22 protein-coding genes are annotated in these 23012 nt (G+C 63.2%); 14 read left to right on the top strand and 8 right to left on the bottom strand.

Annotated features, from left to right (window positions below; all coding sequences use genetic code 11):
• Positions 1–12: 12 nt before the first annotated feature.
• The 7 genes from PVW51_RS14725 to ugpA form a co-directional block, all read right to left on the bottom strand.
• A complete protein-coding gene (locus PVW51_RS14725; RefSeq protein WP_269360901.1) occupies positions 13–867 on the bottom strand; it encodes an ABC transporter permease in 855 nt (284 codons plus the stop codon).
• The gene (locus tag PVW51_RS14720) at positions 864–1727 is read right to left on the bottom strand and encodes an ABC transporter permease (protein ID WP_443069504.1); all 864 of its coding nucleotides are present in this window, start codon (positions 1725–1727) and stop codon (positions 864–866) included. Before PVW51_RS14720 ends, PVW51_RS14725 begins: the two co-directional genes overlap by 4 nt.
• Positions 1720–2814: an ABC transporter ATP-binding protein gene (locus PVW51_RS14715; RefSeq protein WP_274575797.1), complete on the bottom strand. Its 1095-nt coding sequence runs from the start codon at positions 2812–2814 to the stop codon at positions 1720–1722. The genes PVW51_RS14720 and PVW51_RS14715 overlap by 8 nt, the downstream gene beginning before the upstream one ends.
• Before the next feature lie 66 nt (positions 2815–2880).
• The gene (locus tag PVW51_RS14710; RefSeq protein WP_274575796.1) at positions 2881–3933 is read right to left on the bottom strand and encodes an extracellular solute-binding protein; all 1053 of its coding nucleotides are present in this window, start codon (positions 3931–3933) and stop codon (positions 2881–2883) included.
• A gap of 110 nt (positions 3934–4043) precedes the next feature.
• Positions 4044–5045 carry a sn-glycerol-3-phosphate ABC transporter ATP-binding protein UgpC gene (ugpC, locus tag PVW51_RS14705; protein ID WP_274575795.1) on the bottom strand — a complete coding sequence of 334 codons (1002 nt, stop codon included), beginning with the start codon at positions 5043–5045 and terminating at the stop codon, positions 4044–4046.
• Between the two features lie 3 nt (positions 5046–5048).
• Positions 5049–5885, bottom strand: coding sequence for a sn-glycerol-3-phosphate ABC transporter permease UgpE (ugpE, locus tag PVW51_RS14700; protein ID WP_114277507.1), 837 nt, complete (start codon positions 5883–5885; stop codon positions 5049–5051).
• 8 nt (positions 5886–5893) lie between these two features.
• Positions 5894–6775, bottom strand: a complete 882-nt coding sequence (gene ugpA / locus PVW51_RS14695; protein ID WP_274575794.1) for a sn-glycerol-3-phosphate ABC transporter permease UgpA — start codon at positions 6773–6775, stop codon at positions 5894–5896.
• A gap of 51 nt (positions 6776–6826) precedes the next feature.
• Between ugpA and PVW51_RS14690 the strand changes: the two genes are divergently transcribed.
• On the top strand, positions 6827–7102 hold the full coding sequence (locus PVW51_RS14690; protein ID WP_274575793.1) for a ribbon-helix-helix domain-containing protein: 276 nt from the start codon (positions 6827–6829) through the stop codon (positions 7100–7102).
• Positions 7086–7448: a type II toxin-antitoxin system RelE/ParE family toxin gene (locus PVW51_RS14685; RefSeq protein WP_269360914.1), complete on the top strand. Its 363-nt coding sequence runs from the start codon at positions 7086–7088 to the stop codon at positions 7446–7448. Before PVW51_RS14690 ends, PVW51_RS14685 begins: the two co-directional genes overlap by 17 nt.
• 19 nt (positions 7449–7467) lie before the next feature.
• On the opposite strand, the gene ugpB is transcribed toward PVW51_RS14685, so the two are convergent.
• Positions 7468–8775, bottom strand: a complete 1308-nt coding sequence (gene ugpB, locus PVW51_RS14680) for a sn-glycerol-3-phosphate ABC transporter substrate-binding protein UgpB (RefSeq protein ID WP_443069507.1) — start codon at positions 8773–8775, stop codon at positions 7468–7470.
• 359 nt (positions 8776–9134) lie between these two features.
• Here ugpB and PVW51_RS14675 point away from each other — a divergent pair, with 359 nt between their 5' ends.
• From PVW51_RS14675 to PVW51_RS14620, 12 genes are all read left to right on the top strand, one after another.
• Positions 9135–10793 (top strand): Na/Pi cotransporter family protein, encoded by a 1659-nt coding sequence (locus PVW51_RS14675; protein ID WP_269360916.1) that lies wholly within the window; start codon positions 9135–9137, stop codon positions 10791–10793.
• Positions 10794–10932: 139 nt separating this feature from the next.
• Positions 10933–12426, top strand: a complete 1494-nt coding sequence (locus PVW51_RS14670; RefSeq protein ID WP_274575791.1) for an ABC transporter substrate-binding protein — start codon at positions 10933–10935, stop codon at positions 12424–12426.
• A 59-nt stretch (positions 12427–12485) separates the two neighbouring features.
• Positions 12486–13430, top strand: a complete 945-nt coding sequence (locus tag PVW51_RS14665) for an ABC transporter permease (protein WP_114276700.1) — start codon at positions 12486–12488, stop codon at positions 13428–13430.
• Entirely contained in the window at positions 13427–14251 is an 825-nt protein-coding gene (locus PVW51_RS14660; RefSeq protein WP_274575790.1) for an ABC transporter permease, read from the top strand. Before PVW51_RS14665 ends, PVW51_RS14660 begins: the two co-directional genes overlap by 4 nt.
• Complete coding sequence (locus tag PVW51_RS14655) at positions 14252–15223, top strand: ABC transporter ATP-binding protein (RefSeq protein WP_274575789.1); 972 nt, start codon at positions 14252–14254, stop codon at positions 15221–15223.
• Positions 15220–16005: an ATP-binding cassette domain-containing protein gene (locus PVW51_RS14650; protein ID WP_274575788.1), complete on the top strand. Its 786-nt coding sequence runs from the start codon at positions 15220–15222 to the stop codon at positions 16003–16005. The genes PVW51_RS14655 and PVW51_RS14650 overlap by 4 nt, the downstream gene beginning before the upstream one ends.
• Positions 16002–16808 (top strand): metallophosphoesterase family protein, encoded by an 807-nt coding sequence (locus PVW51_RS14645; RefSeq protein ID WP_274575787.1) that lies wholly within the window; start codon positions 16002–16004, stop codon positions 16806–16808. The genes PVW51_RS14650 and PVW51_RS14645 overlap by 4 nt, the downstream gene beginning before the upstream one ends.
• Positions 16809–16813: 5 nt before the next feature.
• Positions 16814–17554, top strand: coding sequence for a tyrosine-protein phosphatase (locus PVW51_RS14640; protein WP_274575786.1), 741 nt, complete (start codon positions 16814–16816; stop codon positions 17552–17554).
• A 96-nt stretch (positions 17555–17650) separates the two neighbouring features.
• Complete coding sequence (locus PVW51_RS14635; protein WP_274575785.1) at positions 17651–18814, top strand: efflux RND transporter periplasmic adaptor subunit; 1164 nt, start codon at positions 17651–17653, stop codon at positions 18812–18814.
• The gene (locus PVW51_RS14630; protein WP_274575784.1) at positions 18811–21906 is read left to right on the top strand and encodes an efflux RND transporter permease subunit; all 3096 of its coding nucleotides are present in this window, start codon (positions 18811–18813) and stop codon (positions 21904–21906) included. The genes PVW51_RS14635 and PVW51_RS14630 overlap by 4 nt, the downstream gene beginning before the upstream one ends.
• Before the next feature lie 111 nt (positions 21907–22017).
• A complete protein-coding gene (locus PVW51_RS14625) occupies positions 22018–22368 on the top strand; it encodes an MbcA/ParS/Xre antitoxin family protein (protein WP_114277505.1) in 351 nt (116 codons plus the stop codon).
• Positions 22368–22880: an RES family NAD+ phosphorylase gene (locus tag PVW51_RS14620; protein WP_274575782.1), complete on the top strand. Its 513-nt coding sequence runs from the start codon at positions 22368–22370 to the stop codon at positions 22878–22880. Before PVW51_RS14625 ends, PVW51_RS14620 begins: the two co-directional genes overlap by 1 nt.
• The last annotated feature ends 132 nt before the right edge of the window (positions 22881–23012 follow it).

The following is a 23012-nucleotide window of genomic DNA, read 5'->3' as shown; positions in this document are numbered from 1 at the left end:
CGGCCCCGGTCGTCAATCCTGTCGTTTCTCCAACAAGAGGGAGGCGAGCCCCAACAGTGCCGACACCACGATCAGCAACAGGGAAACCGCGTTCAGCACCGGGGTCGAACCCAGCTTGAGCCGGTCGAACATGGTGATCGTCAGCGGGGCGTCTGATCCGACCAGCATCAGGGTGGTGTTGAAATTCTCGAAACTCATCAGCACCGCCACGACCCCGGCGGCCCCCATTGCGGGGTAGAGGAACGGCAGCGTGATCGCCCGCACGGCCCCCCAGCGGGTCGCACCCAGGTTTAGCGCCGCTTCCTCAAGCGCCGGATCGAACTTTTGCAGCCGGGCAGAAATCACCAGCGTGGCAAATGTCGTGATGAAGGAAAATTGCCCCAGCACCACCAGGATCAGACCGGGCCGCAGCCCGTCGAACCACAGGCCCGTCGCATCCTCCAACGTGTTGGCGACCGAGGATGAAAACACCAGGATCGAGATCCCCAGGATGATGCCGGGAATGATCAGCGGCAGAAGCATCAGGATATAAAGCACGCCCTTGCCCGGAAAATCGTGCCGCACGAAGAGAAAGGCGTTGCAGGTGCCCACCGCCACCGACAGCAGTGCCACCCAGAAGGCCACGATGCCCGATGTCACGATGGACCGCAGGATCGGTCTTTCGTGAAAGACACCGATATAGGGTGCCTCATCGCCAAAGAACCAGGCCCAGGTGAACCCCTCCCAGGGCAGCGAGGGAAACACGGAATCGTTGAAGGCAAAGACGCAGACAGTGATCAGCGGCAGCGCCAGGAAAACGAAGAACAGGGCGACATAGGCCCGGTAGGTCCATTTGAATGCGCCGCTTTGGGGGATGCCGGTAATCATGTCTGGGCCATCGTCTTGCCCAGAGATTGCCGGGTCAGTTTCAGGCCAACAAAGACGATCAGCGACGACAGCCCCAGCAACAGAAAGCCAAAGGCCGATCCCAGCTCCCAGTTGAAGCGGGTGATGAACTGGCTGTAGATCAGCCCGGTGAACCACAGGCTGTCCTTGCCGCCCAGAAGGATCGGCGTCAGGTAGTTGCCAAGGCTCAGCATGAAGACCACGATGCAGCCCGACACGATACCGGGCATGGCATGGGGGATCACGATCTCGCGCAGGATGGCGATGCCGCTGGCCCCCAGGTCATAGCCCGCCTCGATCAGGCTGTCGTCCAGACTGTCCAGCGTCGTGACCAGTGGCACCACCATGAACAGCATGGAGGTATAGACCAGCCCCACCATGATGGCGGCATCGTTGTACAGCATCTCCACCGGCGCATCGGCCAGCCCGACATATTGCAGCAGGTTCGAAAATATCCCGGTCTCGCGCAGCAGGATCATCCAGCCAAAGGTGCGCACCAGCTCGCTGACCCAGAACGGGATCAGGCACATCAGGAACAGCGTGGTCTTGCTGCGCCCGCGCGTCAGCTTGGCAATGTAATAAGCGATCGGAAAGCCGATCAGCAGCGTCAGCACCGTAGAGGCGATCGACATATAGGCCGTGCGCGCGAAGGTGTTCCAGTAGAGCGGTTCGTTGAAGAACACGGCATAATTGGCAAAGCTGGTCTCGTATTCCCGGACGCCCACCTTCTCACGCAGGGAGACGATGAACATGCCCACATGGGGCAGGATGATCAGCGTCACCAGCCACAGCAGCAGCGGGGCCAGCAGCAGGTAGAACGTCAGTTTCGATCGGTCAGCCATCGGCATAGACCCGCGTCTGCTCCGCGTCCCAGCGGAAATGAACGGTATCGCCCTGTTGCAGGTCGCGGAATTCGCCGGTCTGCGGCAGGGCCACGCTGATCTCTGCGCCGCTTTGCGCATCGCGCAGCAGCACCTGCGAATTGGCCCCGTTGAACAGCACGCTTTGCACCGTCCCCTCGCCCCCGTTTCCGATGGTGTCTTGCGGCGCGCGCGACAGACGCACCGCCTCGGGCCGGACAAAGACACGCACCCTGTCGCCCTTGGCCAACCCCTGCCCCGCCGCGACGCCCGTGATCACCCTGCCCGCCTCGCTGCGCAGGGTCAGCAGCCCGCCGCCCATTTCCTCGACCGTGGCGGCAAACTTGTTCGCCTCACCCACGAACCCGGCGACAAAGGCGGTCTGCGGTTCATAATAGAGCTCTTTCGCCGTGCCGACCTGTTCAAAGACACCGTGGTTCATCACCGCGATCTGGTCGGACATCACCAGCGCCTCTGACTGATCGTGGGTGATGTAGACAAAGGTGGTGTTGAATTCCGACTGCAACTGCTTCAGCTCGATCTTCATGTGTTCGCGCAGCTTCAGATCCAGCGCGCCCAGCGGTTCATCCAGCAGCAGCACGTCCGGCTCCAGCACCATGCAGCGGGCGATGGCGACACGCTGTTTCTGCCCGCCCGACAGCGAACTGACAGCCCGGTCCGCAACACCGGCCAGCCCGACACGCTCCAGCACCCGCTCCACCTGTTTCTTGGCATCCGTCTTGTTCACCCCGCGCTGGCGCAGACCAAAGCCCACGTTGGCGCCGATGTTCATCATCGGGAACAGGGCAAGGTGCTGAAACACCATCGACACGGGCCGCTTGTTCGGTGGCACATCCACAACCGACCGCCCCTTGATCAGCAGGTCACCGCTGGTGGGTTTCTGAAACCCCGCGATCATTCGCAGCAGCGTTGTCTTGCCACAGCCCGACGGCCCGAGGATGGAGAAAAACTTGCCCTGCGGGACGGAGAAACTGACGTTGTCCACCGCCCTGAAATCATCAAAGCTCTTGCAGATGTCGCGGCATTCAAGGTCTGGGGTTTCGGACATGGGAGGCCTTCAATAAAAGCGGGAAGCGCGGTTGCCGCGCTCCCCCCTGCGTCATTTCATGGCCGATCAGTTGGCCGCGTTGATCCGGTCGAGCGCCGCACCTTCCAGCGCCTCAAGGCCAGCCGGAACCGTCGGATACCACTTGATGTTGTCGATGGCTTCCTGCGGGAAGCTGGCCTGATACTTGGCCTTCAGCGCGTCGTCCACGCCCTCATCGCCGCCCTGCGAGGCGGTGAAGTTTCCGGCTGACGCGGTGATCATCGCCGCAATTTCCGGCTTCATCACGAAATTGATCCAGGCATAGGCCGCATCGTCGGCACGGCCCCGTGCCGGCAGAGCAAAGGTGTCGATCCACCCCAGCGCACCCGATGTGGGGGCAACAAAGGTGATGTCCTTGTTATCGTCGTTCAGCTGCCAGCCGCCGGTGTCCCATGCCATCGACGCCACGACTTCGCCCGAACGCAGCAGGTTCTTCAGCTCGTCGCCGCCATCCCAATAGGTTTTGACGTTGGGTTTGCACTCCACCAGCTTGGCTTCGACCTGATCAAGGATCGCCTTGTAAGCCGCTTCATCGCCATAGGCCGCAAATGGGTCGAGTCCCATCGCATAGGCGAATCCGATCAATGTCGGACGCTTCAGACGGTAAGATACTTTCCCGGCGACATCGGCGTTGCAGAGGTCGGTATAGTCCTTCACGTCAGCCGCCATCGCGGTGTTCACCACAAGGCCCGAAGTGCCCCAGACATGCGGCACGGCATAGATCTCACCATCCACCGTGGTGTTGCCCTTGGTCGCTTCCAGCATCGAAGGGATGAACAGGCTGGCGTCGATCTTCGACATGTCCAGCGGTTTGTAGATGCCGAATTCGGCCTGCGGGCCCGCGATGCGGTCCTGGCTGGGCTGGGCAAGGTCAAAACCGCCGCCATTGGTCGCGCGCAGTTTGGCGATCATTTCCTCGTTGTTGGACTTGGTCACTTCGACGGTATGGCCGGTCTCGGCCTCGAACATCTCGATCACGTTCTCGGGCGCATAGCCGCCCCAGGTCAAAAGGCGCAGCGTGTCCGCCTGCGCGGCAGAGCAGAGCGCCAGGACGGCAACGGTTGTCAGCATGGTTTTCATGATTTTCTCCAAATTGTGCCGGTGCGGTCAGGCCGCGCCGGGCTTCCTGGGTCGTAGTGTTCACATATGACAGCGGTGTGACACCCGAAGGGTTCTCAATGGCGCCATGATCAGCACCGTCTGCCACCCGTGTCAAAGAATATCCGATCCGCGTCCTGCCATTCGAGGTTCACCGCGGCACCTTCCGGCGGCATCGGAACAGAGGCGTCTTGCCGCACGGTGGCGCGGGTGCCATCCGCCAGATCCACATGCACCAGTGTTTCCGCCCCCAATGCCTCGTTATAGATCGCGGTGGCCCGGGTCCCCTGCCCGGCCAGCGCCAGGTTCTCGGGCCGGATGCCCAGCGTCTTTGCCCCTTCCGGTGCGTCCGTCGCCAGACCGGCAGGCAGGAAGTTCATCGGCGGCGAGCCAATGAAACCGGCGACGAATTCGGTCGCCGGGTTGGCATAGACCTCCAGCGGCGCGCCGATCTGGTCGGCGCGGCCCGCGTTCATCACGATCATCCGGTCGGCCAGGGTCATCGCCTCCACCTGGTCATGCGTCACATAAAGCGACGTGACCCCCAGACGGCGCTGCAACTGCTTGATCTCCAGCCGCATCTGCACCCGCAGCTTTGCATCCAGGTTGGACAGCGGCTCGTCAAACAGAAACACCGAAGGCTTGCGCACGATGGCCCGGCCCATGGCCACACGCTGGCGCTGCCCGCCCGACAGTTCGCGCGGCCGCCGTTCAAGGTAATCGCCAAGCTGCAGCAGCGCCGCCGCCTCGTTCACCCGTTCGGCAATCTCGGCCCTGGGAGTGCCTGCGATCTTCAGGCCGTAAGCCATGTTGTCGAAGACCGACATATGCGGATAAAGCGCGTAGTTCTGGAACACCATTGCGATGTCCCGCTCCATCGGTTCACGCTCGTTCACCCGCGCGCCGCCGATCTGCACCTCTCCACCGGTCACGGTTTCCAGCCCGGCCACCATGCGCAGCAGCGTGGACTTGCCACAGCCGGATGGCCCGACGATCACGATGAACTCGCCGTCCTCGATCTCCATGTCGATCCCGTGGATCACCTCGGTCTTGCCGAATGTCTTCTTGATGCCCTTCAGGCTGACTGTCGCCATGTGTTATTTCTCGCTGTCTACCAGACCGCGGATGAACAGCTTTTGCATGCTGATCACCACGATCACCGGCGGGATCATCGCCAGGATGGAAGTTGCCATGATCACCGGCCAGTCGGCGATGTCGTCGCCACTGGGGAACATCTGCTTGATGCCCATGACGATGGTGTTCATCGACGGGTCGGTCGTGATCAGCAGCGGCCAGAGGTACTGGTTCCAGCCATAGATGAACAGGATCACGAAAAGCGCCGCGATGTTGGTCCGGCTCATCGGCAACAGGATGTCCCAGAAGAACCGCATCGGCCTTGCCCCGTCCACCCGCGCCGCCTCGGCCAGTTCGTCCGGCACGGTCATGAAGAACTGGCGGAACAGGAAGGTCGCCGTGGCGCTGGCGATCAGCGGAAAGATCAGGCCCGAATAGCTGTTGAGCATCCCGAAATTCGCGACGACCTCATAGGTCGGCACGATGCGCACCTCCACCGGCAACATCAGCGTCAGGAAGATCAGCCAGAAGAACAGGCGCCGCCCCGGAAACCTGAAATAGACGATGGCAAAGGCCGACAGCAGCGAGATCACGATCTTGCCGATGGTGATCCCCAGCGCCATCACCAGTGAATTCAGCATCATCAGCGCCACCGGCGCATTGATGCCCGACACCAGCGCCTTGCGGTAGTTTTCAAGGAACTGGTCGCCCGGCAGAAGCGGCATCGGCGGCTTGACGATTTCCGGCTGCGACACGGTCGAGGCGACAAAGGCCAGCCAGATCGGGAAAAAGACAAACAGCAACCCGACGATCAGCCCCAGATGGGTCATCCAGTGCCCAAGACCGCGTTTTTCGACCATGCCTGCCATCAGTAATGCACCCTGCGCTCGATGAACTTGAACTGCACGATGGTCAGCGCCCCCACGATCAGCAGCAGGATCACCGATTGCGCCGCGGAAGAGCCGAGGTCCTGCCCCACAAAGCCATCCTTGTAGACCTTGTAGACAAGGATCGTCGTCGATTGCTGCGGACCGCCGCTGGTGATGGTGTGGATCACGCCGAAGGTCTCGAAAAAGGCATAGACGATGTTGACCACCAGCAGGAAAAAGGTTGTCGGCGACAGCAGCGGCCAGACAATGGTACGGAACCGGGTCCAGAACCGCGCGCCGTCAATCGCCGCCGCCTCGATCACGCTGCGCGGGATGGCCTGCAGACCCGCCAGGAAGAACAGGAAGTTATAGCTGATCCGCCCCCAGGCGGAGGCGACGACGACAAGGCCCATCGCCTCTTCCCCGTTCAGGACATGATTCCAGTCATATCCCAGCATGCCCAGGTACCATGTCACCACGCCGACCCGCGTGTTGAACATGAACAGCCACAGCACACCGGCCACTGCAGGGGCCACCGCATAGGGCCAGATCAGCAGCGTGCGGTAAACGCCCGATCCCTTGATCAGCCGGTCCGCCAGCACCGCGAGGTAGAGCGCCACGCCCATCGACACTACGGTCACCGCGATGGAAAAGATCGCAGTGGTGACAAAACTTGCCCGGTAATAGGCATTGCCCAGCAGATATTCGAAATTGCCCAGCCCCACGTATTGCATCGACAGGCCAAAAGGGTCCGGAATGAACAGCGACTGCCAGATCGCCTGCCCCGCCGGATAGAAGAAAAAGACCGCCGTGACGATCAGCTGCGGCAGAACCAGCAGAAGGGGCAGCCAGATGCCCTTGAAGGTGACGCGCTTTTCCATCACTTGACTCCGGTGCGACTGAGTAGCACTTTATCGGAAAGGAGTTCAGCCATGACCGTCAAGATTTCCGTCTCCATCTCGGATCAACAGGCCGAATATGCCCGCAAACAGGTGGCCGAGGGCCGGTTTTCATCGACTTCCGCGGTAATCCAGCAGGCGCTTGAGGCCAAGCGCAAGGAGGACGAGGAATATGAGGCGGAGAAAGAGGCGTTTCGCACTCTGCTCGAACGCCGCGCGAAAGGCGGCTTCGTGCCGTTGTCGACGTTCCGCGAGAACATGATGCGGACACTGGACCAAAAGGCGGGCACGTTTGACCTGGACGATTGAAATTTCCGAAGAAGCCTACGCCGATCTCGACCTGCACCATGCGCATTTGCTGAAATCGCAGATCGCATTCGGCTATGCACCGGACGAAGCGATGGCCCTGGCGCGCGACGGCATCGTCAGGATGCTGGACCTCGCAGAACGGCTTGTCGGCGTGCCACAGATCGGCACTCAGCATCCTGCCCTCATGGACGGCATACGACACGTCACGATCGAACGATGCATCTTCTGGTTCCACCCCGATCCGGACATGCAGGTCATCCGCATATTCGCTGTTTTCAGGAGCGGTCAGGATCATTTCAAACACATTGTTGCCCGTCTTGGCAAAGAAGAAGGATGGGCAGGCTGACCTGCCCATCCCGTTCCGTTCAGCGGTTCGCTTGCTCAAAACGGCGGAGCAATTCGTCGCCGCGTGCCTTCGCGCTGTCCAGCGCTGCCTGCGCGTCCTTGTCACCGGCCCAGACCGCTTCCAGCTCCTCGTCGATGATGCCGCGGATCTGGTCGAAGGACCCCAGGCGCAGACCCTTGGAATTCTCCGTCGGCTCCTTGGCTGTCATCTGCGTGACCGCGATGTCGGTGCCGGGGTTCGCCTCATAGAAGCCCTGCTCGCGGGTCAGGTCGGCGGCTGCCTGGGTGATCGGCAGATAGCCGGTGTCCTGGTGCCACTTGGCCTGGATCTCGGGCGAGGACAGGAAGTTCAGGAAGGTCGCAACACCCTTGTATTCCTCGTCCGACTGACCGGCCATTACCCAAAGCGATGCACCCCCGATGATGGTGTTCTGCGGTGCGCCTTCGACATCCGACCAATAGGGCAGCGGTCGCACTTCAAAGTCGAAAGTCGCCTCCGACTTGATCCCGGCATAACCGGCAGAGCTTTCGGTAAAGAGCGCGCATTCACCGCTGCGGAAGTTTGCACCGCCTTCGTTGCGCCGGCCGGTGTAGATGAACTTGCCGTCCTTGGCCCATTGGCCCATCGTGCCGATGTGCTTGGCCTGGACCGGGCCGTTCAGCGACAGCTCGGTATCGAGCCCGGCAAAACCATTGGCCTCGGTGGCAAAGGGCACATTGTGATAGGCGCTGAGGTTCTCAAGATGGATCCAGCTTTGCCATGCGGTGACCAGCGGGCAGTCGTTGCCCGATGCCTTGAGCGTATCCAGCACCTCGCCCACCTGCTCCCAGGTGCTCAGGTCCACATCGGGGTCGATCTGAGCCGCTTCCAGCGCATCGCGGTTGACCCAGAGCACCGGCGTGGAGGAGTTGAAGGGCATCGACAACATCTGACCGTCGGCAGTGGTGTAATAGCCCTTGACCGAACCGATAAAGCCATCGGGATCAAAATCGGCACCGGCATCCGCCATCACCTCATAAACCGGCTTGATCGCGCCCTTGGCGGCCATCATCGTTGCGGTGCCGACCTCGAAGACCATCAGGATGTCCGGCTGTTCGCCCGCGCGGAACGCGGCGATGCCTGCGTTCAACGTCTCGGAATAATTGCCCTTGTGGGTCGCGGTCACAACATAGTCGGACTGTGCGTTGTTGAAGGTTTCGACCTGCTCCGCCACCAGCTCGCCCAGACGGCCGGTAAAGGCGTGCCAGAACTCGACCTCGGTCTGCGCCATGGCAGGCGCCGCCGCCATCATGGCCGCAACGCTGGCCATCATCGTGTTTCGCATCATCATTACATCTCTCCCCCATTTTCAGTGGCTGCGCCAGCGTAGTGGGTAACTACCTGTGCTGGCAACACATCATTCATCTTTCGCGCGCGGCGTTGTATCCTCCTGTTCTGTAACGAATTTATGACGTTTTCTGCAAAGCCGGGGGATTTTTCCATGACGCCGGGGCCAACCTCGGGGCAGGGTGGAAACGGGCAGAAAAATGCGCCGCACCGCTTGGGTTACCGCTGCCAATCCGGCAGATCTGGTGCCGGCTTTGACGTCGACAGATGACGCGTCTGGCCTATCTTTACAAACCTGTTACAAACCCTCGTCCGGCCCCGTATTGCGGCCTGCGACCCGCCAGCATTGAAAGTCTTCCATTGCAAGAACCCGCACTCCTTTCCTTTCTGCTCCATATTGCCGGGGCTGCCGCGCTGCTGATCTGGTCGGTGCGTCTGGTGCGCACGGGGGTCGAGCGTGCTTTCGCCACCCAGCTGCGCCAATCGCTGCGCCGCGCCTCCCGCAACCGGCTGCTGGCAGCGGGCACCGGCACCCTGGCCGCGGTCTTCCTGCAAAGTTCCACCGCAGTGGCGGTGCTGGTTGCCAATTTCGTCGCCAAGGGCAGCCTGATCCCCGCCATCGGGCTGGCGATCCTGCTGGGGGCCGACCTTGGCTCTGCCATCGTGTCACAACTGCTGCTGATCCGGCAGTCCTTTCTCATCCCGCTGCTGCTGCTGGCTGGCGTCGCGCTGTTCCTGCGCGGGCAGTCAGGAACCCTGCGCCAGACAGGGCGTATCCTGATCGGTCTGGCGCTGATCTTCCTGTCTCTGGACATGATCCGGGATGCCACCGCACCCATGGTCCACAGCACCGGCACACAGGCGGTCATGGCCTATCTCGGGCGCGACATCTTCTCCGCCTTCGCGGTTGGCGCACTCTTTGCCTGGGCGGTGCATTCCAGCGTCGCGGCGGTGCTGCTGTTCGTGACGCTCGCCGCGCAATCGCTGCTGCCGGTCGAAGGGGCCGCCGCCATGGTACTGGGGGCCAACCTGGGCGGCGGGTTCATCGCCTATGTGCTCACCCTCGCCTCCCCCGCCCCGGCGCGGCAGATGATCTGCGCCAACCTGATGCTGCGCGGCGGCGGTGCTGTGCTGTTGCTGCTGGTCCTGTCGGGACAACCTGATCTGCTGCAGTATCTGGGGGCGAATGCCAGCCGTCAGGCCATCAACCTGCATCTGGCCTTCAACGCGGTCCTGGCGCTGGCGGCCCTCGGGCTGATCCACCCGCTGTCCGCGCTCAGCGCAAAACTGATCACAAGCGCCTCCGACAAGGAGACCTCCACACTGGCAGAAATCAGCGCGCTGGACCCGAATGCATTGGACCGCCCCGGCCGCGGCCTCGATTCCACCGCCCGCGAATTGCTGCGCATGGGTCAGAAGATCGAAGGGATGCTGAATGCCACGGGCCCCCTCTATGACCATTGGGACAGCGCCGCCGCCACAGCGATCCGCGAACAGGACAAGACGGTCAAGAAGATCCACTTCGAGATCAAGCTTTACCTTGCCCAGCTTGGCCGCGGCGGTCTGGACGAGGATCTGGGCAAACGGTCGATGGAACTGGCGGGCATCTCCACCGCGCTGGAAGCGGCCTCCGACACCATTGTGCGCAGCCTGCTGACGCTGGCCAAACGCCGCGAGAGCGAAGGCGTCGCCTTTTCCGAGGTCGGCCGCGATGAGATCAACGATTTTCTCGACCGGGTGCAGGGCAACGTGCATCTGGCACTCAACGTGATGATGAACCAGAACCCGGCCGAGGCACGCGACCTTGTCGAAGCCAAGGAAAAGGTCCGCGCGGTGGAACAGAAGTTGCAACGCAACCACCTAGGCCGGTTGCGTGAGGGGCTTGCCGAAAGCATCGAAACCAGCAGCATCCACCAGGAAACCCTGCGTTCGCTCAAGCAGATCAACACGGCATTCTCCATGGTCGGCTATCCGATCCTGGCCAGAACCGGCGACCTGTTGAAAAGCCGTCTGAGCTGACCCCCAGGCAGGTTTCAGCTTTGCGATGTTTTCGCGATTCCTGTGCATCTGCGTTGACCCGGCCGATCCTGCTGCGCAAACTGCTGTCATGCGGGGTGGCTGCCGCCCCTCACCTCATGCTCAGCAAGGAGTTCTGCACATGCCTGGCTTATCGAAACTTCCCGCCCTGTCCGTTCTGGCCCTGTCCGTCGGCCTGACGGCCGCACCCCTGTCTGCGCTGGCGGATACGCTGGTGGTCGGCCTTCAGCAGGAACCAACCTCGCTTGACCCGACAGCGGATGCCACCGCCTCCATCGACGGCATGCTGACGATGAACGTCTACGAATCCCTGACCATCGTGGCCGAGAACGGCCAGGTCGGGCCGAACCTGGCCACCGAATGGGAGGTCTCCGACGACGGCCTGACCTATACGTTCAAACTCGCCTCGGGGGTGAAGTTCCACGATGGCACCGATTTTGACGCAGAGGATGTGGTGTTCTCCTTCGACCGCGCCATGGCCGAGGACAGTGTGAACCCCTCCAAGGACATTTTCAAACCCATCGCCTCCGTCACCGCGCTGGACCCGCAGACGGTCGAGATCAAGCTGAAGAACAAGGATGCGTTCTTTCTGTTCAACATGGGCCAGGGCGACAGTTCCATCGTCGCCCCTGAATCGGCGGATACCAACAACACCAACCCCGTCGGCACCGGACCCTTCAAGCTGGACAGCTGGACGCGCGGCGACCGGCTGACACTGGTCAAGAACGCCGATTACCGCGATGCGGACAGCGTGGCGCTGGACAAGGTCGAATTCCGCTTCATCTCTGACCCTGCTGCCGCAACCGCCGCGATGATGGCCGAGGAGCTGGACGCCTTCCCCGGCTTTCCCGCGCCGGAACTGCTGCCGCAGTTCGAGGCCGATCCCCGCTTTCGCGTGAACATCGGCTCGACCGAGGGTGAGGTGATCCTGGCAATGAACAACGCCAAGCCCCCCTTTGACAACATCGAGGTGCGCCGCGCGGTGGCCACCGCCATCGACCGTGACGAGATCATCGAAGGTGCGATGTACGGCCAGGCCGTGCCCATCGGCAGCTTCTATCCGCCGCATGGCACCGCCTATGTGGACCTGACTGGCGCCTATCCCCATGACACCGAGAAAGCAAAGGCAATGTTTGCCGAGGCCGGTGTCGAAGGCACCACGATGACCCTGCGCGTGCCGCCCTTCCCCTATGCCATGCGCTCTGCCGAGATCATCCAGCAGGAACTGTCCAACGCGGGCATCGACGCAAAGGTCGAGAACGTGGAATGGGGTTTCTGGATCGACGAGGTCTACAAGAAAAAGAACTACGACATGACGATCATCGCCCATACTTCGCCCAACGACATGGGCAACTTTGCGCGTGGGCCGGACTACTTCTATGGCTATGACGACGCGGAATTCACCGCGCTCTGGAACAGCATCGAGACGGAGGCCGACCCGGCGAAACGGGACGAGCTGCTGAAGCAGGGGCAGCAATATCTGTCAGATCAGTCGGTTCATGCCTTCCTGTTCCAATTGCCGCTGCTGGGCGTGTTCCGCACCGGGGTCGAAGGCTACTGGTCCTCCTCACCCGTGCTCTACATGCCCCTCAAGGGGGTCAGCAACGGCGGCTGACAGGACCGGCTGCGCGGGCTTTTGGCGCGCGCAGCCCCCCGGCCCGATTGTAATCTTTCATGTGGTATTTCCTGTTCCGCCGGACCGCCGGTTTCATCCTGACACTGCTCGCGGTGTCCGTGGTGGTATTCGCGGTCATGAATGTCCTGCCGGGTGATCCGGCGCTGACCATCCTGGGGCTGGATGCCACCGATGACGCGCTGGCGGCCCTGCGCGAGCAGCTGGGCCTGAACGAGCCGCTGCTGACGCGCTATTTCTCATGGATATGGAACGCGCTGCAGGGCGATTTCGGCATCAGCCATTCCTTCCGCGTGCCGGTTTCCGACCTGATCGGCGAACGGCTTGGCATGACCGTCGCGCTGGCGGTCGCCGGGATGATCGCAACGCTTGCCATCGCCCTGACCCTCGGGATCGGTGCCGCGGCGCGGCACCGCAGGATCGGGGACTGGGGCGTGATGTTCCTCAGCCAGCTCGGGATCGCCGTACCCGCCTTCTGGCTGTCCATGCTGCTGGTGCTTTTGTTCGCGGTCAAGCTGCGTTGGCTGCCGCCGGGCGGCTTTGCCGGCTGGTCCGACCCGGTCGCGGCAGCCCGGTCGCTGATCCTGCCCACCATCGCGCTGGCGCTGGTACAATCGGCGGTGCTGGCCCGTGTCACGCGGTCCTCCGCGCTGGAGGTCATGCGGCAGGATTTCGTCCGCACCGCCCGCGCCAGCGGGCTGTCACGCCGCCGGGTGTTGTGGCGGCACGTCCTGCCCAATGCGCTGGTGCCCATCGTCACCATCGTCGGCATGCAGTTCGCCGCCCTTGTCACCGGCACTATCGTCATCGAAAACGTCTTCTACCTGCCCGGCCTCGGGCGGCTGATCTTCCAGTCGATCTCCAACCGTGACCTGCCCACGGTGCAGGCGCTGGTGATGCTCTTTGCTGCCATCGTGGTCACGGCGAATTTCGTCGTCGATCTGCTTTACGTGGTGATCGACCCGCGCCTGAAGGCACGCGCATGACCCGCCGCCGCCTGCCCGCCAACTTCGTCATCGGCGCGGTGCTGGTCGCGCTCGTCGTCGGCACCGCCGCGCTGTCGCTGGTCTGGACACCGCATGATGCCACTGCGATGAACATCCGCGACAAGTTCGCGGACCCCTCCGCCGCGCATTGGCTGGGCACCGATCAACTGGGCCGCGACGTGGTCAGCCAGCTGATGGCGGCGGCGCGCAACTCGATGGCGGTGGCGCTGATCGCGGTGCTGCTGGGCGGATCGGTCGGAGTCACACTGGGGCTGCTGGCCTCGGCCATCGGTGGCTGGGTGGAGGACGGCGTTATGCGGCTGGCCGATCTCGGCTTTGCCTTTCCGGCGCTTCTTTTCGCGATCATGCTGGCGGCAGTCTTTGGCCCGTCGCTGACCAACGCGGTGCTGGCCATCGCCTTTATCAATATCCCGGTCTTTGCCCGCGTGGCGCGCGGATCGGCCAACCAGGTCTGGACGCTGGATTACGTCTCGGCGGGGCGGGCGGCGGGGATGAACCGCTTTGCCATCAGCCGCGATCACATCCTGCCCAACATCGCCGCCGCAATCATCGTGCAGGCCACCATCGAATTTGCCGTCGCCATCCTAGCCGAGGCGGCGCTGTCCTATCTCGGTCTTGGCGCGCAGCCCCCGGCATCAAGCTGGGGCCGCATGCTGTCAGAGGCGCAGACGCTCATGTATCTCGCCCCGCAACTGGCGATCTATCCGGGCCTGTGCATTGTCGTTGCCGTGCTGGGCTTTGGCCTGCTGGGCGACGGGCTGCGCGACATGACCGACCCCCGGCTGGCGCGGGAGCGATAGATGTTCGAGCTCGACAATCTCTCCGCCGCTTTCGGCTCTGCCACCGCCCTGCGCCATGCCAAGCTGACGATCCGTTCCGGTGACCGGCTGGGCATCGTGGGAGAAAGCGGATCGGGCAAGACCATGCTGGCGCTCTGTCTGATGGGCATGGCCCCCGATGGCGCGCAGCTGAGCGGGGCGCTGCGCATCGACGGGCAGGACATGACCCATGCAGAGGAGAACAGCTGGCAACACCTGCGGGCGCGGCGTGTCGCCATGATCTTTCAGGAACCGATGGCGGCGCTGAACCCCCTGGTGCGGGTGGGCGACACGGTGGCAGAGCCGATCATGGTCCATGAGGGTCTCAGCCGCCAGGCCGCAAAGGCCCGCGTGCTGGCGCTGTTCGAAGAGGTCGGCATTCCCGACCCCGCAGCCCGCATGCGCCAGTTCCCGCATGAACTCAGCGGAGGTCAGCGCCAGCGGGTGCTGATCGCGCTGGCGCTTGCCTGCAATCCCGCGCTGCTGATCGCGGATGAACCGACCACGGCTCTGGATGCCAATATCGCCTTGCGGATCACCGACCTTCTGGTGCGGCTGGCCGGCCAGCGCGACATGGCACTGGTCTTTATCACACATGACCTTGCCGCCGTCGCCCGCGCGACCCGTGACATCGTGGTCATGTACGGTGGCGACATGGTCGAACGCGGCCCCACCGATCAGGTACTGGCCGACCCGGCCCATCCCTATACCCGCGGCCTGCTGGCGGCACGTCCCGACCCCGTCGCACAGACCCGCGCACCGGGCGGCAAACGTCCGCGCCTGCCAACAATCCCCGGCACCGTGCCAGGGCTGCCGGACCTGCCGCAGGGCTGCCGCTTTTCGGGGCGCTGCCCGGTCGAGATCGCGCGCTGCGCCAGCACCCGCCCCGGCCTGACCGACCTCGGCCAGGGCCGCAGCGCCTGCTGCCATCTGCTGACGGAAGGGACGAGATGACCGCCCCCCTGCTCGACGCCCGCAACCTGACCCGGCGCTACAAGCTGCCGCGCAACACGCTGCTGGGTGCCGCGCCGGTGCTGACGGCGGTGGATGAGATCAGCTTTACCATCCGCGCGGGCGAAACGCTGGGGGTCGTGGGGGAAAGCGGTTCGGGCAAATCCACACTGGCGCGCATGGTCATGGCGTTCGAGAGACCCGACGCGGGCGAAATCCTGTTTCAGGGCGAGGACCTGCACAGCCTGTCTGCCGCGGCACTGCGCCGCCAGCGGCGACACTTCCAGATGGTCTATCAGGACCCGTTCGGATCGCTCGACCCGCGCCGCACCGTCGGCTGGTCCATCGCGGAACCGCTGCGCGCCATCGGCGTGGATGCGGACACTCCGCGTCGCACAGCCGAGGCGCTGGAACAGGTCGGCCTGCACCCGCGCGACGGCGACAAATACCCGCATGAATTTTCGGGAGGGCAGCGCCAGCGCATCGCCATCGCCCGCGCCATTGTCACCCGTCCCGCCCTGCTGATCGCGGATGAAGCGGTCTCGGCGCTCGATGTGTCGGTGCAGGCGCAGATCCTCAACCTGCTGATGGATCTTCAGGACGACCTGGGGCTGGGCATCCTTTTCATCAGCCATGATCTGGCGGTTGTCGCCTCGATCTGCGATCATCTGCTGGTCATGCAGCATGGCAAGGCGCTGGAAGCCGGACCCGCCGCCCGCATCCTGCGCCAACCCGCCCACAGCTACACGCAAACCCTGCTCAAGGCCGCCGGAGTATCCATATGACCCGTTTCATCCACCTGACCGATCTGCACATCTCGCACCCCGGATCGCCGGACCCAAGCGACAAATCCGGCGCGGTGGAAACGCTCAGGCGGGTGGTGCAGGTGATCAACGCGATGGAGCGGCAGCCCGCATTTGTGGTGGCCAGCGGCGATCTGACCAACATGGGCGATGCCGCCAGCTACCGCTTGCTGCAAGAGATCCTGGAACCGCTTGCCCCGCCGCTGGTGATGGCCCTGGGAAACCACGACAAACGCGCGCCGTTCCACGAGGTCCTTGGCAATGCGGGGTCGGACGCACCCTATTTCCACGATGTCGTGCATGGCGGGATGCATGTGATCACGCTGGACACGATGAAGCCGGGGCATGTGGCCGGTACGATCTGCGATGCGCAGTTCGACTTTCTGGCACATGCGCTGTCGCGCCACTCTGACTTGCCGCGTCTGATCGTTATGCACCACCCTCCGCGCGTGGATGCAGATGGCCTGCCCTGGGGCAGCATCGACATGCCGGCGACCGAACGGCTGGCAGAGATGCTGCAGGGCCAGAAGGTGGCCGGTATCCTTTCGGGGCATATCCACATCAACCAGGTCAACCACTGGTACGGCATTCCGATTGTCATCTCCAACGGTCAGGATTCCACCATCGACCTGCTGGCAACCGACGGCCTGCGCATTGTCGAAGGCACCGGCATGGGCATCTGCGAATGGCGCCCCTCGGGCCTGTCGGTCAGCTTTGTGCCGCTGTCGCCCGCCGCGCGCGAGTTGCGCATGATCGACCGCAAGAGGCTGCTGGCGTTCACATGAGACCGATGTCGCGACATCTGCCGGTCCGGGGGGCCTATAACATCCGCGAGCTGGGCGGTTACACCACCGCGGGCGGCGGGGTGATCCCCTGGCGGCGGTTCCTGCGCGCCGACAGCCTGCACCGGCTCGACCCGGCAGATGTTACGCGGCTCTACGACGAGGGTCTGCGCCTGGTCATCGACCTGCGCACGCCGGATGAGGTCGAAAGCGCGCCCAATCCCTTTGCCGCCTTTGCGGATGTTCACTTTGCCAACCTGCCGCTGTTTGACGACCTGTCGCCGCAGGCAATGGCCCGCGCCGAAGTGGCAGATGCCCATCCCCTGCTGACCTTTTACCTGGCAGCGCTGGAAACGCGGGCCACGGCGATCTGCAAGGTCCTGTCCACCATGGCCGAACTGCCTGAGGGTGCCGTGCTGTTCAATTGCACCGCGGGCAAGGACCGAACCGGGATCATTGCTGCCCTGCTGCTGGGCATCGCGGATGTGGACCGCGACCAGATCATCGCGGATTATGCCCTGACCGCCGATCTCATCCCCGATCTGGTGGAAGAATTCCTGGACCTGTCCCGCGCGCGCGGCGGTGATGTGGAAAGCTATGCCAGACTGCTGGAAAGCCCCGCAACCGCCATAGCCGCAACACTGGATCACATCGACCGGAACTATGGCGGCGTCAGGGGCTACCTGGAAAAGATCGGATTGCCCCGATCCGACCTGCAAAGGCTCTATCTGCGTCTGACAAAAGCGTGATCCGTCAGATCGCACCTTACCCTAATGATTATGATGCTTACCCCGCAAGAACGGGTTAAGCTTCGCCCGCATTGACCTGAGATAGCAAAACCACCGATGAAAGCCCTGCAACAAACACTCATATTTCTGGCTGTGCTCTGTGCAGGCCTTTATGTCTGGATCATCTATGTTCCAGCGGCCCGCCCCCTGATTGAACGCAGCGGCATTCCCGACCTGCTGGGCATCCAGCTTCCTCAGGCCGAGGCCGCGACACAACAGGAGCGGCCGCGTGGCGGCGGCGGCCCGGCCAATGTCACGATTGCCACGGTGGGGGAAACCGCGATCGCGGACCGGATCACCGCGATTGGCGACGGGCGCGCAAAACGGTCGGTCACCGTCCGTTCCAATGCGGTGGGGGTCATCACCGAACTGAACCTGTCGCCGGGCATCGCGGTAGAGGCAGGAACCGTGCTTGCCCGCCTGCTGGACGAGGAAGAAGAGATCGCGCTGGAGCAAGCGCAGATCAACCTTGACGAGGCGCAGCGCGAAGAGACCAGGATCAAACAGCTGTCATCCACCGGTGCGGTGACGGAAGTGCGCCTGCGGGAAACCGAAGTGGCCCTGCGCAGTGCCGAGCTGGCCGTGCGCAAAGCGCAGTTCGACCTGTCGCAGCGCCAGATCACCGCGCCGATCTCGGGCCGGGTCGGCATCACCGATGTCGAAGTCGGCGACCGCGTGAACGCGCAGGACGTGCTGGCAACAATCACCGACCGCTCCGACATCCTGATAGATTTCCGCGTACCGGAACGGGTCGTGGGCAAGATACGGCCGGGTCAGCAGATCACCGTCATGCCGCTGGGTCTGCGCGATACCGTCCTGACCGGCGAAGTGGCCGCCATCGACACGGTAGTGGACCGGACCAGCCGGACCCTGCTGGTGCAGGGCCGTGTCGCCAACAGCAATGACACGCTGCGCGCGGGCATGGCGTTTTCGGTGGCCATGACCTTCCCCGGCGACAGCTACCTGTCGATTCCCCCGCTGGCGCTGCAATGGTCCAGCGACGGGCCATTTGTCTGGGCCGTGCGCGGCGGCAAGAGCGTACAGGTCCCGGTGACCATCGCACAGCGCAACAGTGATTCCGTTCTGATCCGCGCCGACGCGCTGGCGGCGGGCGAGAATGTCGTGACCGAAGGCGTGCAAACCCTGCGCAACGGGGCAGAGGTCAGCCCGGTCAACGACCCGGCCACAGCAGACGGCCAGACCGGCAAGGAAACCTTGTGAGTACGCCGGAACCACGCGCACCGGGCACCGCGCTGTTTGTGCGCCGGCCGATCCTGGCCTTCGTTCTGAACGCGCTGATCGTGCTGGCCGGTGTTGCGGGTCTTTTCGGTGCCGAGATCAGGGAGCTGCCGAACGTGGACCGCCCGGTGGTCACCGTCACCACCCAGTTCTCCGGTGCCTCGCCCGAGGCGGTAGACCAGGAACTGACGGGCCGCATCGAAGGTGCCGTGGGCCGCGTCTCGGGTGTGCGGTCGATCTCGTCCAACTCCCGCTTTGGCCGCAGCCGCGTGACGCTCGAATTCAACGACTCGGTTGATATCGACGTGGCAGCGACCGATGTACGCGATGCGGTGGCCCGGATCGCAAACCAGCTTCCCGAGGGGGCGGAGCAGCCGCAGATTGTCAAGGCGGACGCAAACGCCCAGCCGGTCATGCGGATCGCCGTCACCTCCACCGGGCGGTCACCGCAGGAACTGACCCAGATCGTTCAGGACCGGATCGAGGACCGGCTGATCTCTGTCGATGGCGTGGCCGACCTGCAAATCTACGGCGACCGGGAACAGATCTTTCGGGTCGACATCGACCTGCTGGAACTGGCCAGCCGGGGCCTGACCCTGGGGGACGTGCAGCGCGGGCTGGCCGACGTGGCCTATGACACCCCCGCCGGTGACCTGTCGGGAGACCGCCAGTCCATCAACGTGCGCACCACGGCCAGCGTGGCAACCGCGCAGGCTTTCGAGGCGCTCGAAATCAGGGAAAACGTGACGGTGGGCGATATTGCCCGCGTTTCGCTGGGCCCGGCGCCGGGCGAAACGATCTTGCGTGCGAACGGACAGCAGGGCATGGGCATCGGCGTCATCCGGCAGGCCACGTCGAACACGCTCGAAATCTCCGAGAACGTGCGCGCCGTGGTGGATGAGCTGAACCGGACCCTGCCCGACGACGTGAACATCTTTGTGACTTCCGACGATGCGATCTTCATCTCCGGCTCCATCGAGGAGGTGCTCAAGACACTGGCCTTTGCGGTGGCCATCGTGGTCGCGGTGATCTTTCTTTTCCTGCGGGATTTCCGCGCCACGCTGATCCCCGCACTGACCCTGCCCGTTTCCCTGATCGGCACGCTCGCGGCGATCTACCTGGTGGGCTTCTCTGTCAATATCCTGACCCTGTTGGCGCTGGTGCTGGCCACCGGCATGGTGGTGGATGACGCCATTGTCGTTCTGGAAAACATCGTGCGGCAACGAACCCTTGGCATGGGGCCGCGCGCCGCAGCGGTAAACGGCACGGCGCAGGTGTTCTTTGCCGTGGTGACCACCACCGCAACGCTGGCCGCCGTCTTTGTCCCGCTGTCCTTCCTGCCGGGTCAGGCGGGCGGGCTGTTCCGGGAATTCGGCTTTACCCTGGCCATGGCGGTCCTGCTGTCCTCCGTCGTGGCGCTCAGCCTTTGTCCGGTGCTGGCCAGCCGCCTGCTGACCGCAGCGCCGCCGGAAAACCCGCGCGGCCCGATGATCTGGCTCGGCAACCGTCTGTTCACCCTTTATGAAAAAACCCTGCGCGGCGCGCTGGCCATGCCCTTTGTCATCGTCCTGATCGCGGTTTTTGTCGCGGCCACCGCGGCCCTGATGGCCGGCGGCATCCGGCAGGAGCTGACCCCGCGCGAGGACCGCGCCGTGGCCTTGCTCAGCGTCACCGCTCCGCAGGGGGTGTCGCTGGAATATACCCAGGGCAAGATGCGCGAAATCGAGGATGCAGTGGCACCTCTTCAGGATGCGGGTGAAGTGACCAATGTCTTTTCGATCACCGGCTTTGGGGCCTCCAACCGCGGATTCATGGTCTTCACATTGTCCCAATGGGACGCACGAACACGCAGCCAGCAGGACATCGTGAACGACATCAACGCCGGTTTGCGGGACATCATCGGCGTCCGCGCCTTTGCCATCCAGCCCAATTCGCTGGGCATTCGCGGTGCCGGGCGCGGGCTGGCCTTTGCCATCACCGGAAACGACTATGACCAGTTGGCCGAAGTCGCGCAGACCATGGTGGACAAGCTCAGCCAGAACCCGGCCATGGGCCAGGTACGGCTGGAATACGAACGCACGCAGCCGCAGCTTTTTGTGCAGATCGACAGGACACTGGCCGCCGACCTGGGGGTCGACATCACCGGTCTTGGCCAGGCGCTGCAAGCCGTGCTGGACGGGCGCGAGGTCGCCTCGGTGTTTATCGGAGATACCAACTTCGGGGTGCAGATGCTGTCCACCTCGGACCCGGTGAACGACTCGGGCGATCTGGAAAACATCTTCATGCAGGCGGGCAACGGCCAGATGATCCCGCTGTCCAGCTTTGTCACCTTCGAGGAACGCGCCGTCGCCCCGGAACTGGACCGCGAGGGGCAGAACCGTTCTGTCGAACTGACGGCAGGCCTCACGCCCGAGCTGTCGCTGGGCGACGCCATGGCCGAGGTCGACCGCATCGGCGATGAAATCCTCGCCGAACATAACCGCATCGTGCCGCTGGCCGAGGCCGCCACACTGGACCAGACCAATGGCGGCCTGTTCATCACCTTCGGCTTTGCCATCCTCGTGGTGTTCCTGGTGCTGTCGGCGCAGTTCGAAAGCTTCATCTCGGCGGTGGTGGTGATGGCCACCGTGCCGCTGGGCCTGGCATGCGCGGTCTTTGCCCTGCTGCTGACGGGGCAAAGCCTGAATGTCTACAGCCAGATCGGCCTGGTCATGCTGATCGGGATCATGGCCAAGAACGGGATTCTCATTGTCGAATTCGCCAACCAGCTGCGCGACAAGGGGCAGGATGTGCATGCCGCGATCCTCGATGCCTCCACCATCCGGCTGCGCCCGGTGATGATGACAATGACCTCCACCGTGCTGGGGGGCGTGCCCCTGATCCTGTCTGCCGGGGCCGGCGCCGAGGCGCGCGAGGCACTGGGCTGGGTGATCGTTGGCGGATTGGGGCTGGCCACCCTCTCCACGCTTTACCTCACGCCGGTTGCCTATCTGCTGCTGGCCCGGTTCTCTGTGCCCAAGGCGGAATCCGAAAAACGCCTGCGTCAGGAACTTGACGCTGCCGAAGCGGGCTGACGTACAATTCCGGCCCGCCACCCCTGCCCGGCCAAAAGGTGCCTCAGACCTTGCACAACGGTGATTTTGACGCTATATGCTGTCAATATAACCGATATGAGGGCTGCTGTCATGCAGATCACAACCGTTGCCGTTGGCGGGCAATTCGAACCGCGCAAGATCGCCGCCGCGCTCCGCACATCTGCGGAAGAAATCGCCATGACCGTCGGCCTTGGCAAAGACGCGCTGCAGCGGCGCACCCGCATCAATTCGGACAAGACACAGCGCCGTCTGCGCGAGCTGGTCGAAGTGCTCAACAAGGTCCAGCACCGATTTGGGTCGGAGCTGATGGCGTATGCCTGGTATCGGTCAGAGCCCCTGCCCGGATTCGATGGCCGGACCGCGATGCAGCTCGTGCAGGAAGGCAAGGCGCAACAGGTTCTCGAATATATCGACGCGGTCGACGCAGGTGTCTTTGCCTGATGCCCCTCAGCGACGGGCGCTACAAGGGGCCGCTCTACCGCGCGCTGAATCCGGTCTATGCCCGCGCGCCGCTGTCTGGCCGTGGCGCAGAGCTTCATGGTGGGCGTCTGAACGCCAAAGGGACGTCGGCGCTTTATACCGCGCTTGATCCAACCACGGCCCTGCGCGAAGCCAATCAGGCCGGCAGCCTGCAGCCTACGGTTCTTGTGTCCTACACCGCCGATCTGAGGCCGGTTTTCGACACCCGCGATGCGCAGCAACTTGCCCGTTGGGGCATGTCGAACGACGCACTCGCCGATCCGGGCTGGCGGATGAAAATGCTCGACGGGCACGCGGTGCCGACACAGGACTTCGCGCGAAATCTAATCGCGGAGGGTTTTGCCGGTATCCTTGTCCCAAGCTATGCAAAGGGCGCGCCACCGAACGCCCTGAACATCGTTCTGTGGAAATGGACAGGCGAAGGCTGCGATCTGAAGGTCGTGGACGATGAGGACCGGCTGTCGCGCATGTAAACGCGGCTTTGGCCAAATGGGTTGGCTGATGCGACGGCTCCTTATGATCAGAAAAGTGATTTTGACCGCAAGAAACGGATTGAATTTTCCTGTTTCCGCAGCGCTGCTACCGGCTTCATGCCTTCGAAAGCC

It is taken from the genome of Sulfitobacter sp. PR48, from assembly GCF_028807335.1.
Lineage (GTDB): Bacteria > Pseudomonadota > Alphaproteobacteria > Rhodobacterales > Rhodobacteraceae > Sulfitobacter.
Note: the sequence above shows the minus strand (reverse complement) of the source record. Positions and strands in the feature narration are given on the sequence as shown.

What these genes read in the sequence shown, in the direction of transcription:
- PVW51_RS14660 (WP_274575790.1), top strand. Translation starts at nt 13,427, where the DNA reads ATGACCCGCCGCCGCCTGCCCGCCAACTTCGTCATCGGCGCGGTGCTG.
- PVW51_RS14640 (WP_274575786.1), top strand. Translation starts at nt 16,814, where the DNA reads ATGTCGCGACATCTGCCGGTCCGGGGGGCCTATAACATCCGCGAGCTG.
- PVW51_RS14725 (WP_269360901.1), bottom strand. Translation starts at nt 867, where the DNA reads ATGATTACCGGCATCCCCCAAAGCGGCGCATTCAAATGGACCTACCGG.
- ugpC (WP_274575795.1), bottom strand. Translation starts at nt 5,045, where the DNA reads ATGGCGACAGTCAGCCTGAAGGGCATCAAGAAGACATTCGGCAAGACC.
- ugpE (WP_114277507.1), bottom strand. Translation starts at nt 5,885, where the DNA reads ATGGTCGAAAAACGCGGTCTTGGGCACTGGATGACCCATCTGGGGCTG.
- PVW51_RS14645 (WP_274575787.1), top strand. Translation starts at nt 16,002, where the DNA reads ATGACCCGTTTCATCCACCTGACCGATCTGCACATCTCGCACCCCGGA.
- PVW51_RS14655 (WP_274575789.1), top strand. Translation starts at nt 14,252, where the DNA reads ATGTTCGAGCTCGACAATCTCTCCGCCGCTTTCGGCTCTGCCACCGCC.
- PVW51_RS14690 (WP_274575793.1), top strand. Translation starts at nt 6,827, where the DNA reads ATGACCGTCAAGATTTCCGTCTCCATCTCGGATCAACAGGCCGAATAT.
- PVW51_RS14665 (WP_114276700.1), top strand. Translation starts at nt 12,486, where the DNA reads ATGTGGTATTTCCTGTTCCGCCGGACCGCCGGTTTCATCCTGACACTG.
- ugpB (WP_443069507.1), bottom strand. Translation starts at nt 8,775, where the DNA reads ATGATGCGAAACACGATGATGGCCAGCGTTGCGGCCATGATGGCGGCG.
- PVW51_RS14710 (WP_274575796.1), bottom strand. Translation starts at nt 3,933, where the DNA reads ATGAAAACCATGCTGACAACCGTTGCCGTCCTGGCGCTCTGCTCTGCC.
- PVW51_RS14715 (WP_274575797.1), bottom strand. Translation starts at nt 2,814, where the DNA reads ATGTCCGAAACCCCAGACCTTGAATGCCGCGACATCTGCAAGAGCTTT.
- ugpA (WP_274575794.1), bottom strand. Translation starts at nt 6,775, where the DNA reads ATGGAAAAGCGCGTCACCTTCAAGGGCATCTGGCTGCCCCTTCTGCTG.
- PVW51_RS14635 (WP_274575785.1), top strand. Translation starts at nt 17,651, where the DNA reads ATGAAAGCCCTGCAACAAACACTCATATTTCTGGCTGTGCTCTGTGCA.
- PVW51_RS14620 (WP_274575782.1), top strand. Translation starts at nt 22,368, where the DNA reads ATGCCCCTCAGCGACGGGCGCTACAAGGGGCCGCTCTACCGCGCGCTG.
- PVW51_RS14720 (WP_443069504.1), bottom strand. Translation starts at nt 1,727, where the DNA reads ATGGCTGACCGATCGAAACTGACGTTCTACCTGCTGCTGGCCCCGCTG.
- PVW51_RS14670 (WP_274575791.1), top strand. Translation starts at nt 10,933, where the DNA reads ATGCCTGGCTTATCGAAACTTCCCGCCCTGTCCGTTCTGGCCCTGTCC.
- PVW51_RS14650 (WP_274575788.1), top strand. Translation starts at nt 15,220, where the DNA reads ATGACCGCCCCCCTGCTCGACGCCCGCAACCTGACCCGGCGCTACAAG.
- PVW51_RS14625 (WP_114277505.1), top strand. Translation starts at nt 22,018, where the DNA reads ATGCAGATCACAACCGTTGCCGTTGGCGGGCAATTCGAACCGCGCAAG.